Here is a 14,704-nt window from a genome sequence, read left to right on the forward strand (position 1 = left end):
GACCCATGGACAAAGTCGTCTCCACCCCCCAGGAGGCCATCGCCGGGATCAGCGACGGAATGTCGCTCTCGGTCGGCGGTTTCGGTCTCTGCGGCATCCCCTCCGTCCTCATCGCGGCGATCCACGACGCCGGCCTCACCGACCTCGAGGCCGTCTCGAACAACTGTGGCGTCGACGACTGGGGCCTCGGCATCCTGCTGCGCGACAAGAGGATCCGCCGCATGGTCAGCTCGTACGTCGGTGAGAACAAGGAGTTCGAGCGGCAGTACCTCTCCGGCGAGCTCGAGGTCGAGCTGACGCCGCAGGGCACGCTCGCCGAGCGCCTGCGCGCCGGCGGGTCCGGCATCGGCGCGTTCTTCACGATGACGGGCGTCGGCACCCAGATCGCCGACGGCGGACTGCCCTGGCGCTACGACGACTCCGGCACCATCGCCGTGGCGTCCCCGCCGAAGCAGACCCAGGACTTCGAGTGGATGGGCGAGACGAGGACGTTCGTCCTCGAGCAGGCCATCACGACCGACTTCGGGCTCGTGCGGGCCGCGAAGGGCGACCGCCACGGCAACCTCGTCTTCAACCAGTCCGCCCGCAACTTCAACCCGCTGTGCGCCATGGCCGGCCGCGTCACCGTTGCCGAGGTCGAGGAGCTCGTCGAGCCCGGCCAGCTCGACCCCGACGAGATCCACCTGCCCGGCATCTTCGTGCAGCGCGTCCTCCCGCTGACCCCCGAGCAGGCCGCTGACAAGCGCATCGAGCGCCGCACCGTCCGCCCGCGCACGACCACCGAGCAGGAGGCCTGAGATGGCTCTGACCCGTGAGCAGATGGCGGCCCGCGCCGCCGCCGAGCTGGCCGACGGTGCCTACGTCAACCTCGGCATCGGCTTGCCGACGCTCGTGCCCAACTACGTCCCCGACGACGTCGAGATCGTGCTCCAGTCCGAGAACGGCATCCTCGGCGTCGGCGCCTACCCGATCGACGGCGACGAGGACCCCGACCTCATCAACGCCGGCAAGGAGACCGTCACCCTGCGCAAGGGCGCGGCCTTCTTCGACTCGGCGACGAGCTTCGGGATGATCCGCGGCGGCAAGGTCGACGCCGCCATCCTCGGCGCCATGCAGGTCTCGCAGGGCGGCGACATCGCCAACTGGATGATCCCCGGCAAGATGGTCAAGGGCATGGGCGGCGCGATGGACCTCGTGCACGGTGCCAAGAAGGTCATCGTGCTCATGGAGCACAACGCCAAGGACGGCTCCTACAAGATCGTCAAGGAGTGCTCGCTGCCCTACACGGGGCGCGGCGTCGTCCAGCGCATCATCACCGACCTCTGCGTCCTCGACGTCACCGAGACCGGCCTCGTGCTGCGTGAGCTCGCGCCCGGGGTCACCGAGGCCGAGGTGCGCGAGAAGACCGAGCCCGAGCTCACGGTCGACCTCCAGCCGGCGCCGTCGCACGGCTGAGCCCCGGCCTGCGGACCACCGGGAAAGGCGCGGTCACGAAGGTCGTGACCGCGCCTTTCCCATTCACCGGCGGGCGCCGGAATTTACCGTCCGCTGTCATTCACGGGACAGGCGATGCCGCATTTCCTGTGAATTCGGCTGGCACGGTCACGAATTGGCCACCAAGGTTTTGCGTTCACTCCGATAAATGGGACATTTGGGACCATTGCGTCTTCCGACCCAGGAGTGACTCCCGTGCGCCCCATCCCCACCTCGTTCGCCGTCGTCGCGCTGACCGCCACCTTCATGGTGGTCCCCACCGTGACATCCGGCGCCACGCCGCGCCCCGTCTCACCGGTCGTCCACGACGTCGCCGTCCCGGCCGTCGCGGGCGTCGGCACGGGCACCGCGAAACGGTCCGCGACCGTTTCCGGGAACGCCGCCGCCACCGGTGACCGACACGGCGCGGGCGACCCCGTCGTGGCCACGAAGCAGGTCCAGGGTGTCGACTTCGACCTCGCCGGCGTCACCTTCGACACGACGCCACCCGCCGGCACCCACGTCGAGGTGCGCACCCACGGGGAGAGCGGGTGGTCGGGCTGGACCGACCTCGGCCTCGACGGCGACGGGCCTGACCCCGGCTCGGCCGACGCCCGCCACGCGCGCCCGGGCACCGAGGCCGTGGCCGCGGCGGGCTCGGACGGGATCGACATCCGGGTCACCACCCCCGACGGCACCCTCCCGCGCGGTCTCCGGGCGAGTCTCGTCGACGGCGGCCGGTCGAGCGCGGACGACGCACTCTCCGCCCCCGCTGGTTCGGCCGTCGCGGCCGTCACCCGACCGACGATCATCTCGCGTGCGCAGTGGGGCGCAGACGAGAGCCTGCGCACGTGCGACGCCGAGCGCCTCCCCGGCTTCAAGGCCGTCGTCGTGCACCACACGGTCAACTCGAACACCTACACCGCCGACCAGGCGCCCGCCATCATCCGCTCGATCTACGCGTACCACACGCAGAGCCAGGGCTGGTGCGACATCGGCTACCAGATCCTCGTCGACCGTTTCGGCCGTGCGTACGAGGGCCGCAAGGGCAGCCCGGCCGGCTTCGTCCAGGGCGCCCAGGCCGGCGGCTTCAACGCCGAGACGACGGGCATCTCGGTCATCGGCGACTTCACGTCGGTCCCCTTCCCGGCCGCCACCCAGAGCACCGTGACCAAGCTCGTCGCCTGGGAGGCCGACCGGTCCCTCTTCGACCCGACGTCGTCGGTGACGCTGACCTCCAGCGGCAACTCGAAGTTCGACCCGGGCCAGAAGGTGACGCTGCCGCGGACCATCGGACACCGCGACCTCAGCCTGACCGGCTGCCCGGGCGACACGGCATACGCCAAGCAGCTGCCGACGATCCGCAGCAACGCCGGCGCGATCTGGCGTGACGGGCAATGGAACCCGATGGCCCCGCGGGCCGCGTCCGAGACCTACCCTCGCCCCACGAACGGTGTCCTGACATTGGCGGGCCACGGATTCGGCCACGGCGTCGGCCTCTCACAGTGGGGTGCCTACGGCGCGGCCACGAAGGCCCTGACGTGGCAGCAGATCGTCGGCTTCTACTACCCCGGCACGACGCGCGCCGCCCAGGCCGACCCGACGCTGCGCGTGTGGCTCTCGGCCGTCGGCACGTCGGGCACCCAGTTCTCGAAGGTCAGCGGCATGGTCATCTCGGACGGCAAGCGGCAGTCCACACTCTCGAGCGCGTACCGATGGCGCATCGTCCCGGAAGGCTCGGCCCTGACGCTGCAGGCGAACTCGGGCGCGGGCTGGTCCACCGTGACGACATGGCGGGGCTCGACGCTGCCGCTCACGGTGAGCCGCCCCTCCACGTCGTCGGTCCGGGTGCTGCTGCCGAGCGGCACCCAACGGGAGTACGCCGGGTCGGTCCGCGTCGTGCCCGTCTCCGGGAAGGCATACGCCGTCAACCTCGTCGGCTCCGAGCGCTACACACGCGCCGTGGTGCCCGTCGAGATGTCGGCGAGCTGGCCCGCAGCAGCCCTGTCGGCGCAGGCCGTGGCCGCCCGTACGTATGCCGCCCACTCGCGTGCCGCTGCCGGCTCCCGCGTCTACGACATCTGCGACGTGTCGTGCCAGGCGTACAACGGCATCGCCGACTACAGCTCGGCAGGCACCCTCGTGCGCCGCTACGAGGACACGCGCTCGACGAACGCCACGACGGCCACGGCCGGGACCGTCCTGACCTACGGAGGCAAGCCCGCCTTCACCCAGTACTCCGCGTCGAACGGTGGGCGCACGGTCAGTGGCGGCACGGCCTACCTCCCGGGCAAGACCGACCCCTACGACGGCGCGGTCGCCTCGTCGTCCAACCCGCATTCGTGGACTGCCACGCTCCCGGTCGGTTCGGTGGAGCGCGCCTACCCGACGATCGGACGGTTCGTCCGCCTGACGGTCGGTCCCCGGGTCGGTGGCGGCGGCAGCGGGACATGGGGAGGACGTGTCGCCTCCGTCACGCTGACGGGGTCGGCATCGACAGTGACGGTGTCGGCGGACGCCTTCCGCACCTCGCAGAAGCTGCGGAGCACGTGGTGGGTCGTGACATCGACACCCCCGTGGTCGACGAACTTCTCCCCTCGTGACGTCACGGGCGACTCCCTCGCGGATGTACTTCTGCCATCGGGCGGCGCGATGAAGACCCTCTCGTACACCGGGTCCCTGAGCTTCACCGTGAGACAGATCGCGGGGAGCGGCTTCGCCGACATGCGAGCGACTGCCCTGATCGGGCCGTGGACCCAGGACAACCTCGGCGACGTCGCCGCCATCGACAAGGCGGGACAGGTGTGGGTCTATCCGGGCCTGGGCCGCAGCAACCTCAATGCGGGGCGCACGCTGCTCGCGTCGGGATGGACCGGCGCCAGCCACATCCTGCCCGTGGGCGACTTCGACGAGGACGGCTACACGGACTTCGTCACGCGGTGGACCGACGGCAGAGTCGTGCTGCACCGAGGGAACGGAGCCGGCGGCATCCGGAGCAGTTCGACCATCGCGTCGGGCTGGAGCCGGCTGACGCAGCTCAGTGCCGGCGAGTTCACGGGTGACGGACATCCGGATCTCCTGTGCGTCCGGGCGTCCGACGGCGCCCTGGTGCTCTACCCGGGCTCGGGATCCGGAACCCTCGGTGCTGCACAGGTCATCGGTCTGGGCGGGTGGAACGCCATGAGCGCGGTCCGCGGCGCGGGTGACATCACCGGTGACGGCCGCGACGACATCCTGGCCCGACGCGCGAGCGACGGGAGGCTGCTCGTCTACCGCGTCCAGGGAGCGGCTCGGCTCACGTCTCCGCTCTCCGCGGGGACCTACGCGTCGACGGCCGCCTGGGGGCAGTAAGGCTGCCGTCGGCGGGGGCCCGGGACCGGGTGCATCGGTCCCGGGCCCCTTCCGTGCCGGTGTGCGAGCGCCTCAGCCGAGGCTGGCGATGTGCTCGATGAGGCCGGTCGTCGACACCGACGGCGTGCGCGGCAGGTAGACGACCTCGCACACGTCGCCGACCCAGTCGAACTTGCCGGCCCAGTCGTCGCCCATGACGAGGACGTCGGCACCGTGCTCGACGATGTAGTCGCGCTTGAGCTCGAGGGACTCCTCGACGAAGACCTCGTCGACGACCTTGAGCGCCGAGATGATCTCGAGGCGCTCGTCCTGGTTGAAGACGGGCGGGCGACCCTTCTTCGCGATGTTGAGCGCGTCGGCCGAGACTCCGACGACGAGGCGGTCGCCGAGCTCGGCGGCTCGCTGGAGCACTCGGACGTGCCCGACGTGGAAGACGTCGAAGGTCCCGAAGGTGATGACGGTCCGGTGGGTCACTCTTCTCCTAGGGCAGGTGGACGGGGTGGGAGACCCATCGCGTCGTCAGCGAGGGTACCGGTCCGGGTGCTCAGCGACGAGTCGCCGCGGACTCGGCGGAGCGCACCGCGTCGGCCAGGGTCGTCTGGGCGAGACCACTGCCGTCGCTCACGGGTCCCCCGTCGGTGACGGCTGCCGCGAGCGCCTCGGCATCGAGAGGGGCGAGCACGACGCCGGCCGGCCGGGGCGCCGTGTCACTGGCGACGACGGTGGCTCCGGCCGCCTGGGCCTCCCGGACGATGACGGAGTCACCGTCCCAGCTCGTGGGCCGCAGGAACGTGCCGACGCGGGACAGGACGGCCGACACCTCGTCGGCGCTGGAGTCGAAGGCCACGGTCAGCCACGGCTCCACCTCGCCGAGACGACGCAGCGCCTCGACCTCCGGGGAGTCGTGGCCGTAGGCGAGGACCGTGAGCGTCGCGTCGCTCCAGCGCTCACGCACGCGACGGACCGTGTCGATGCCGAGCTGGGCGTTGTAGTGCGCCAGACCGGCGTTCGTCGCGAGGGCGAGTGCGTGGGGCTGCCGCTCGTACGGGCTCGGCACCGGAGCCGCGGACGAGTCGAAGGGGGTCACGACGGTGATCCGCGCACGCAGCGCGGCGGGGAGGATGGCCCCGATCTCGTCGTTGACCGCCCAGATCTCGTCATAGGCGTAGAGCGCGAGCACCAGGGCCCGACGGCGCCAGGCGGTCATCCGCGCGACCTGCCCCCCGGTCGAGCCGGAGTGGAGCACGAGGACGGTGCGGCCCGACAGCAGTGCGAAGACGGGTGCGAGCAGCATGGCCCGCCACAGGCGGGTCAGGTGCAGCAGGTGAAGCGACCGGTGGGTGAGCCGCGGCAGCATCGAGGCAGCGCGCCGCGCCGATCCCGTGTCAACGTAGGACACCGGGATGCCCTCTGCCCGAAGGACGCTCGTCAGCTGGGCGTGGCTCGTGCGCACCCCGCCGACCTCGCCGTGCTCCTGGGCCCACTGGAGCACCGGGAGCGGCGCGACCGACGCCTCGCTGCCGGTCATCAGTCGAGCCTCGAGCTGGACAGCACGCCCAGCAGATGGCCCCCGGCCGTGATGACGATGAGCGGCACCATCGCGATGACGAGGACCTGCGTGCCGAGCAGGTCGCCGTGGACGGCGTCGACGACGGCAGCGACGAGCGCGAGGATCGAGGCCTCGACGGCGACGAAGGCCCTGAAGATCGGCACGTAGTCGAAGGCGCGTCGCAGGCGCGCCATGCCCGACGCCTTGGGGCGGGCCGTGCCCTCGACGTCCTCGAGCGGCGGGCGTCCGGTCTTGGCGCGGGCCACGTGGACGAGGTCGGTGAAGGCCTTGTTGAGCAGGACGCCGAGCGCCACGAGCATGCCGAGCGCCGTCCAGCCCCCGACGTCGCCGGGCGCCGACAGGCTCCACCCGTCGGCTCGGAGGCCGATCGCGACGGGGATCGCCCCCTCGGTGACGTAGTGCCCGATGCGGTCGAGGTAGATGCCGGCGGGCGAGAACCGCTGGCGCCACCGGGCGACCTCACCGTCAGAGCAGTCGAGCAGGATCTGCAGCTGCATGGCGAGGACCGCGACGATCGGCCCGACGAGACCGCCGAACGGGATGGCGAGCGCACCGACGAGGCCGGTGAGGATCATCAGCCACGTGACGCCGTTGGGCGAGATGTGCGTCGGGAGGAGGGCGCGCGTCGCGTAGATCGAGAGGTGACGGATGTAGAGCGCGCCGGCCCAGTGCTCCGCGTTGTAGCGGGCGATGTGCTCGGGCGGCTGCGCGACGGCCTTGAGCTCGGCGATGCTCGGGCGGTCGTTCGTCGGGTCGTGCGTCGGGTCGTGCGTCACGAGGAGCCATCCTGCCGTGTCGACCCGTCCGCTGCCGCATCGGTGGCCCCACCGGAGGGGGCCGACCCGATGACCGCGCGCCACGCGCGGGCGGACTCGGCGGCATACGCCACGATGAGCAGGACCGCGCCGACGAGCAGCGGCACGGCCGGCCGGTCGGTGAAGCCGCCGATGATCGCGAGGACGACGACGCGGCCCTCGACCCCGAGAGTGGCGCGGACGAGGGCGTGCGGCGTGCCGCGGCCGGTCTCGCGCAGCCGGTAGACGTTGTCGTAGACGTGCCAGCACACGGCCGCCAGCCACGCGTACGCGGCGGCGCGGGCGACCGGGTCACCGCCGGCGGCGAGGAGCAGGGCCGCCGCCTCGACGGCGACGAGCAGGCCGGGCAGCTGCCAGGCGAGCCGCCCGCGCCCGGTCGGTCGCGGCACGATGGCGAGGTCGACGAGGTGCGGCAGCGTGGGGTCGGGCTGGTCGGCGCGGAAGTGGTCCCGCCCGGTCAGGGCCTTGCCGAGGCGCCCCACCTGGGTCCACGCGAACGCGATGGCTGACGCGACCCCGAGCGCCCACAGCAGGAGGGCAGGGCTGTAGAGGAGGAGCCCCACCGACATGACGAGGTAGCGCTCGGCGATGGGCAGGTGCAGCACCTGCTTGACGTCGCGGACGAGACGGGCGCGGCCCGTCGGCGCGGCCGGCACGTCGGTGCGGGCCCCCTGCGCTCCCCCGTCGCCGGGCACGTCGAGCGCCCGTGGCACGACGGGTCGGGCTGAGAGGGCACGGTGGCGGGTCGCGTAGGCGAAGTCCTCGGCGTGACGGACGGCGAGGAGGGCCAGCACGACGATGGCGAGCCACCACAGGTCGTCGCCCCGGCGCGCTGCGACCCACGCCACGGCCGCCACGAGCGTGAACTCCTTGATGCGGTCGCTGACCGCGTCGAGCCACCCGCCGAGGGGGCTGTAGCGACGCGTGAACCGGGCGAGCTCGCCGTCCACGCAGTCGACGACGAGCGAGGCCTGGAGCAGGACGGCGGCGAGCACCCACGTCCAGCGCGTGTCGACGGCGGCGAGGGCGCACGCCGCCAGGCCGAGCAGGAGGCTGACGAACGTCACGACGTTGGGCGTCCAGCCGCGCCCGAGGCCGTATGCCGTGAGGCGACGTGAGAGCGGACGGATCGCGTGCGTCGAGAAGACGCCGTCATTGCCGCGCGAGGCGGCGCGGAGGCGCTGCTGCCACGCGGAGCCGACGACGCCGGGACGCTGCTCGTGGCCGCGCTCGACGGTGACGTGGGCCAGGGGTGTCGCGGCGACCGGGACCACGGCGTCGCGGACGACGGCGAGCACCGCCAGGTCGAAGACCTGGATGCCGGGCTCCCCTGCCGACTCGCTCGTCGCTGCCGCCCGAAGGACCTCGGCCACGCGGATGCGGTCGGACGCGGCGACGCGCAGGATGCCGGCGGCATACGTCGTCGGTCCGCTCACGACGTGCCGCACGGTCCCGACGGAGGTGACGCGTCGGGACACGGGGTCGACCCGCACGGGGGCGAAGCCGCCCGGCACCACGTCGGAGGCGTCACCGCGCAGGTCGGTGACCGGGCCGTCGACGACCGCGGTCGAGGTCACGTCGCGCGGTCCGTCGAGCAGGTCGAGGAGGGCGACGGGGCTGATCCGCACGTCGTGGCTGACCACGACGAGCGGCACGTCGCTCGCGGCCGCGGCCACGTCCGCTGCGGCCAGCAGGTCCGAGGAGACCGTGTGCGCGTCGACGGGCGCGGAGTTGCGGGCGAGGCCGAAGGGCTCGAGCGACTCGAGCAGGTCCGACGCCGGGGAACCGCCGACCACGAGGAGGTCGCCACCGGAGGACCGGCCGTGCACGGCCCGGGCACGAGCGTCGCCGACGAGCGGGCGCTCGTCGAGCCTCACGAAGCGGCGTCCGCGTCGGCGTCGGCGTTGTACTGGGCGATCACCTCGTCGATGGGACCGTCGCTCTTGAGCTGGCCCGACGCGAGGTAGAGGCCACGCTCGGCGAAGCGACGCAGGTCGTGCTCGCTGTGCGACACGAGGAAGAGCGTCTTGCCGCCCGAGAGCATGTTCTCCATCCGCTCGTAGCACTTCTCGCGGAAGGCGCGGTCGCCGACGGCGAGGACCTCGTCGACGAGCACGACGGGCTGGTCGAGGGTGGTGATGAGCGCGAAGGCGATGCGCACCTGCATGCCGGAGCTGAAGTGGCGGAACGGCATGTCCATGCCGGCCTGCACCTGGGGGCCGGCGAAGTCGACGATCTCGTCGAAGCGGGCATCGATCTGCTCCTTGGTCAGGCCGTGCAGACCCGCCGCTAGATAGACGTTCTCGCGCGCCGTGAGCTCACCGAGGAAGCCACCGGTCAGCTCGATGAGCGGGGCGACCCTGCCCCGGACCGTGGCGTGCCCCTCGTCGGGGAGCATGACGCCGGCGATCATCCGCAGGAGCGTGCTCTTGCCGCTGCCGTTGCCGCCGACGAGACCGACGGCCTCGCCCCGGGCGACGTCGAAGGAGATGTTCCGCAGCGCCCAGAACGTCTCGCTCGGCGCGCTGTTCTGTCGCTTGAGCACCATCTCGCGCAGCGACATGCGCCGACGACGGGAGCGGTAGAACTCGATCCCGAGGTTGCGCACCTCGATCACCGGCTTGGCCATCAGATCTCCTTCAGCACGGCCGGCTCGAGCCGCTTGAACACGAAAGCCCCCACGAAGAGCAGCACGACCGTCAGCACGACGGCCGAGCTGACCGACAGGATGTTCATCTCACCCTTGAAGAAGCCGGACCGGAAGAGCTCGAGGATGCCGCTCATCGGGTTGAACAGGAGCAGCTTCTGCAGCACCGGCGGCGCCATGTCGGCGCTGTAGAGCACGGGGGTGGCGTAGAAGCCGAGACGCAGCACGATGCGGACGACGCGAGCCATGTCGTTCACGAGCACGGTGACCGGCGCGAGGATCATGCCGATGCCCACGGACAGCAGGAAGGTCAGCACGAGCGAGACGGGCAGGAGCACGATGGTCCAGTGCAGCTTCGTCTGCCCGGTGATCATGTAGAAGATCGTGAAGGCGGCGATGACCGGGAGGGTCAGCACGAACTCGACACCCTTGGCGAGGACGACGCGCACGACCCACAGCTCACGCGGCAGGTTGGCCGACCGCACGAGCCGTGCCTCCGACAGCAGCGCCCGCGACGTCTCCGTCATGTTCTGGGCGAACCACTGCCACAGGAACAGGCCGGTCACGAGGTGCAGGAAGTAGGGCTGGTGGCCGCCTCGACGTGCCTGGAAGATCACGGTGAAGACGACCAGGTAGATGAGGGCCATCAGCAGCGGGTCGAGCACCGTCCACACCCAGCCGAGCACGCTACCGGCGTACCGGACGCGCAGGTCGCGCTCCACGAGGGTGCGCACCACCTGACGGTTGGCCATGAGGCCACGGAACTGGGACACGCCGATCATGCGCGCAGACCACCTTCTCCTTCGTGCTGTCTCGAGGCCTCTGCATCCAGGGCCGGGCTGGGCGGTCCCCCACCCGATCCTCGCCGAAGTCTAGGGGTGCTCGCCATGTGCCGCGTCCACGGCCATTACGGGTCCGTGCCGGGGCACTCTCGGGTCGGTCTAGGTCTGGCGCACCATCCGGGTGAGCCGTGCCTCGATGAGATCGGTCGAGGCGCGCACGAACCGCTGCGTCGCTGCGCCGGGGCTCGTGTCGCCGAAGTAGTGCCGCACGACCCCGGCCCGGGAGTCATCGGACGCCGACATCGCGTCGTCGAGGATGCCGATGATCTCGCGGGCGCGGTCGACCTCGACCATCGGCACGCTCGTGTTGAGCCGGGTCGGCTCGACGTCGGCGCGCGGGTTCGCGGGACGCGTCAGCACGAGCGGCCTGCCGGTGGCGAGCCAGTCGAGGGCCACGGCCGAGATGTCGGTGATGCACGCGTCGAGCCGGGCCAGGTGCCAGCCGAACGCCGTCTCCGTGTCGACGAGGTGCCCGGCCGCGGGGTCGGCGTGGTTGGCCTCCGCGACGAGGCGGGCCAGGTGCGTCGACGCCGTGCCGTATGCCGGGTCGAACGTCCCCGAGCGCGGGTGCGGTCGGTAGACGATCCGGAACCGGCGGTCGGCGAGCAGGCTGGTCAGCAGCGCCGCGCCGTGGGTCGCGATGGAGCCGTAGGCCATGCTCTGGCGGTCGCCCTCCCAGGTGGGGGCGTAGAGGATCGTGGTGCGCCCGTCGTCGGGCAGCTGCGGCGCCTCGTAGGTGACGTCCGCCTGCGGCCGACCGATCTCGACCGCTCGCGTGGCGACGTCGAACTCGACGAGTGCACCGCTGAGGCGCTCGGCGGCGGCCGGTCCCGCGATGAAGACCCGGTCGTAGGCCTTGAGCTGGTTGGAGGCCATGTAGGACTTGTCGCTCTCGCCGTGGCTCACGAACACGTGGGCCGGTTCGGCGAAGCGCAACATCTGGAAGTTGCGGACGTTCTGGTTGACGTAGAGGACGAGACCGATCTCGTGGGCCGCCATGAACGCCTCGATGTCGGTGACACGAGGTCCGTGCAGGACCGGGAGCGGGCACTCGTCGAGGAGCAGGCTCGTCGTCTCGGGCATGCGCGAGATGACGACGACGGGCTGCGTCTTGGCCAGCTCCTGGAGGGGGGCGTACCACTGCCGGATCTGGTAGAGGTTGACCGGTTCGTCGGAGAAGTAGACGGCGCAGCGGAACGGGGCGTCGGTGCCGCGCTCGAGGCCCGAGCGCTCCATCCGCGCGGAGAGCTTGCGCTTGGCCATCTGGCGGCGGACGGCCTGCTGGCCCAGCTGAACCAGCAGCTTCGCGTTGTCGAGCACGATCGACGTCCCTTTCCGATGAGGTGTCGTGTGAGGAGAGGTCGGGCGGGGTCGCCCGCGGATCAGCGCTTGAGGCTGCTCGGGCTCGTCAGGAACCCTATGCCCCACGACCAGTGCATCGTCGCGAGGACGACGGGCGTCGCGGCCCGGGTCGCCGCCGACTCGCCCCTGCTGATGGCGAGTCCGCCGGCCGTCACGCCCGCGGCGTACGCCGCCGGGACGATCCAGGCGGGCGGCCACACGAAACCGGCGATCGTGGCCACGGTCGTGACGCCGACCATCGTCGGCGGCGCGAGGTAGCGCGGGTTGATGGTCCCCTCGTGGTGCCTCGCGACGACCCGGCGCCACCGTCCGTAGTGGAAGTACTGCTTGGCGAGGGCCTGGACGGATGCGCGGGGGCGGTAGGTGACCTTGAGGTCGGGCGTGAACCACACCTTGCCGCCCGTCTCGCGGATGCGGTGGTTCATCTCCCAGTCCTGCGCGCGGGCGAAGTGCGGGTCGTAGCCGCCCACTCGCTCGAGCGCCGCGCGACGGAAGACACCGAGGTAGACGGTGTCGGCATCGCCGGGCTCGCCGCCGGTGTGGAAGCGGGCGCTCCCGACGCCGAGCGGGCTGCGCATCGCGGCGGCCACCGCGCGCTCGAAGGCCGACGTGCCCTGGGCGTCCATGATCCCGCCCACGTTGTCGGCGCCGACCCGGAGCAGCTCGGCAACCGCGACGCTGATGTAGTCGTCGGGGATCTCCGCGTGACCGTCGACGCGGACGATGACCGCGCCGGTGCTGGCGCCGATGGCGGCGTTGAGCCCGTCGGGCGTGCGCCCACTCGGGTTGGCCACGACGTGCACGCGGGCATCCGCGGCCGCGAGGTCGGCGGCGACCTCGTCGGTGCGGTCCGTCGAGGGCCCGAGCGCGAGGACGATCTCGAGCGGTCCGGAGTAGTCCTGCGCGAGGATCATCGCGACGGCGTCGCGAAGGTGCCTCGCCTCGTTGAGGATCGGCATGATGACGCTGACCGAGGGCTGGGGGTCAGGAGTCAGGTCCACAGGCGTCCTTCTCGTCGTCGGGTGTCATGGCGCGATGGCCCGGCCTCCCCGCGCGAGCGGCGCCCAGCCTACTTGAGGACGTGACGGGCCATGACCAGGCGCTGGACCTGGTTGGTGCCCTCGTAGATCTGGGTGATCTTCGCGTCACGCATCATCCGCTCGAGCGGGAAGTCGCTCGTGTAGCCCGCCCCGCCGAGCAGCTGCACGGCGTCGGTCGTGATCTTCATCGCGACGTCCGAGGCGTAGCACTTGGCGGCCGCACCGAAGAAGGTGAGGTCCTTGTCGCCGCGCTCGGACTTGGCGGCCGCGACGTAGACCATCTGGCGGGCGGCCTCGAGCTCCATCGCCATGTCGGCAAGCATGAACTGGATGCCCTGGAAGTCGGCGATGCGCGTGCCGAACTGCTTGCGGTCCTTGATGTAGGCCACCGCCTGGTCGAGAGCGCCCTGGGCGATGCCGACGGCCTGGGCGCCGATGGTGACGCGCGTGTGGTCGAGCGTGCGCAGGGCGATCTTGAGGCCGTCGCCGACCTCACCGACGACGCGGTCGCCGGGGATCCGGACGTTGTCGAAGATCAGCTCGCGCGTGGGGCTGCCCTTGATGCCGAGCTTGCGCTCCTTCGCGCCGAAGGTGAAGCCCGGGTCGGACTTCTCGACGACGAAGGCCGTGACGTTGCCGCCGCGAGGTCCGTCGGGGTCGGTGACGGCAAGCACCGTGTAGTACTCCGACACACCGGCGTTCGTGATCCACGACTTCTGGCCGCTCAGCACCCAGCCGTCGCCGTCCTGGCGGGCCCGGCACTTCATCGACGCGGTGTCGGAGCCGGCCTCGCGCTCGGACAGACCGTAGGAGAAGGTCGTCTCGCCCTTGGCGAGGGGCGGCAGGTAACGGGCCTTGACGTCGTCGTTGGCGGCGAGGATGAGCGGGAGCGAGCCCAGCTTGTTGACGGCCGGGATGAGGGACGCGGAGGCGTCGACCCGGGCGACCTCCTCGATGACGATGCACGTCGCGAGGGCGTCGGCACCGACGCCGTCGTACTCCTCGGGCACGTGCGGAGCGAAGAAGTCGGAGGCGACGAGGGCGTCGTGCGCCTCCTGGGGATAGCGCGCCTCCTCGTCGACGACGGCGGCGTACGGGGCGATCTTGTCCTCGGCGACCGCGCGGACGGCCTCCCTCAGGGCCTCGTGGTCCTCGCTGGTCCGGAACAGGTCGAAGTCGGCATTCGTGCTCACGAATCGTCATCCTACTCGCGAGTTCGGTTTAGTAGGACGTCCTAGTGATTCACGCCACGGCGCCGTCGACAGCATCAGAACGGTGGTGGGTCGTCGTCCGTCCCGAGCATGCTCGGCCGGCTCTTCGGATCCGGTGGGTCCGGTGGATCCAGCGGGGCTAGGTGTACTGACCGGGCACGTTGGTTGAGGGAATGCGACTCATCGCTCTGAGCTGCTGACGTGGGAGGGCCTCCCGCGGTGGAGTGGAACTGCTCAAGGTTCACTTCGCCAAACAGGAGGCCCTCGTGTCCCACGCTAACGCTGCCCTCACCCCACGCGCCCGGCTCCGGGTGGCCCAGCTCGTCGTCGACCAGCACGTGCCGATCGCGGAGGTTGCGGCCCGGTTCCAGTGCTCGTGGCCCACGGTCAAAC

Annotated in this window: 12 protein-coding genes and 1 pseudogene; 4 read left to right on the forward strand and 9 right to left on the reverse strand. The window is 71.1% G+C overall.

Going from position 1 to position 14,704, the window contains the following annotated elements:
- Positions 1-5: 5 nt before the first annotated feature.
- The 3 genes from AC1DW8_RS15650 (at position 6) to AC1DW8_RS15660 (ending at position 4,824) form a co-directional block, all read left to right on the forward strand.
- Complete coding sequence (locus AC1DW8_RS15650; RefSeq protein WP_056827088.1) at positions 6-797, forward strand: CoA transferase subunit A; 792 nt, start codon at positions 6-8, stop codon at positions 795-797.
- Between the two features lies 1 nt (position 798).
- Positions 799-1,455, forward strand: coding sequence for a 3-oxoacid CoA-transferase subunit B (locus AC1DW8_RS15655; RefSeq protein WP_056827087.1), 657 nt, complete (start codon positions 799-801; stop codon positions 1,453-1,455).
- A 234-nt stretch (positions 1,456-1,689) separates the two neighbouring features.
- On the forward strand, positions 1,690-4,824 hold the full coding sequence (locus AC1DW8_RS15660) for a SpoIID/LytB domain-containing protein (protein ID WP_478095135.1): 3,135 nt from the start codon (positions 1,690-1,692) through the stop codon (positions 4,822-4,824).
- A gap of 72 nt (positions 4,825-4,896) precedes the next feature.
- Here the strand turns inward: AC1DW8_RS15660 and AC1DW8_RS15665 are convergent, their stop codons facing one another.
- The 9 genes from AC1DW8_RS15665 to AC1DW8_RS15705 form a co-directional block, all read right to left on the reverse strand.
- Positions 4,897-5,298, reverse strand: a complete 402-nt coding sequence (locus tag AC1DW8_RS15665; protein WP_020144383.1) for an FAD synthase family protein — start codon at positions 5,296-5,298, stop codon at positions 4,897-4,899.
- 70 nt (positions 5,299-5,368) lie between these two features.
- Positions 5,369-6,352 (reverse strand): glycosyltransferase, encoded by a 984-nt coding sequence (locus AC1DW8_RS15670; RefSeq protein ID WP_056827085.1) that lies wholly within the window; start codon positions 6,350-6,352, stop codon positions 5,369-5,371.
- Positions 6,352-7,170, reverse strand: coding sequence for a CDP-alcohol phosphatidyltransferase family protein (locus AC1DW8_RS15675; RefSeq protein WP_056775724.1), 819 nt, complete (start codon positions 7,168-7,170; stop codon positions 6,352-6,354). Before AC1DW8_RS15675 ends, AC1DW8_RS15670 begins: the two co-directional genes overlap by 1 nt.
- Entirely contained in the window at positions 7,167-9,086 is a 1,920-nt protein-coding gene (locus AC1DW8_RS15680; RefSeq protein WP_478095136.1) for a DUF5941 domain-containing protein, read from the reverse strand. The genes AC1DW8_RS15675 and AC1DW8_RS15680 overlap by 4 nt, the downstream gene beginning before the upstream one ends.
- Positions 9,083-9,838, reverse strand: coding sequence for an ABC transporter ATP-binding protein (locus AC1DW8_RS15685; protein WP_056775721.1), 756 nt, complete (start codon positions 9,836-9,838; stop codon positions 9,083-9,085). The genes AC1DW8_RS15680 and AC1DW8_RS15685 overlap by 4 nt, the downstream gene beginning before the upstream one ends.
- Entirely contained in the window at positions 9,838-10,638 is an 801-nt protein-coding gene (locus AC1DW8_RS15690; RefSeq protein ID WP_056775719.1) for an ABC transporter permease, read from the reverse strand. The genes AC1DW8_RS15685 and AC1DW8_RS15690 overlap by 1 nt, the downstream gene beginning before the upstream one ends.
- 159 nt (positions 10,639-10,797) lie before the next feature.
- Positions 10,798-12,018, reverse strand: coding sequence for a CDP-glycerol glycerophosphotransferase family protein (locus tag AC1DW8_RS15695; RefSeq protein WP_478095137.1), 1,221 nt, complete (start codon positions 12,016-12,018; stop codon positions 10,798-10,800).
- A gap of 62 nt (positions 12,019-12,080) precedes the next feature.
- A complete protein-coding gene (locus AC1DW8_RS15700; RefSeq protein WP_082619771.1) occupies positions 12,081-13,061 on the reverse strand; it encodes a glycosyltransferase family 2 protein in 981 nt (326 codons plus the stop codon).
- A 68-nt stretch (positions 13,062-13,129) separates the two neighbouring features.
- The gene (locus AC1DW8_RS15705; RefSeq protein WP_056775716.1) at positions 13,130-14,293 is read right to left on the reverse strand and encodes an acyl-CoA dehydrogenase family protein; all 1,164 of its coding nucleotides are present in this window, start codon (positions 14,291-14,293) and stop codon (positions 13,130-13,132) included.
- A 284-nt stretch (positions 14,294-14,577) separates the two neighbouring features.
- Here AC1DW8_RS15705 and AC1DW8_RS15710 point away from each other — a divergent pair.
- A pseudogene (locus AC1DW8_RS15710) lies at positions 14,578-14,704 on the forward strand (IS481 family transposase); the annotation flags it as partial.

It is taken from the genome of Terrabacter sp. P2_E3 (assembly GCF_056403915.1).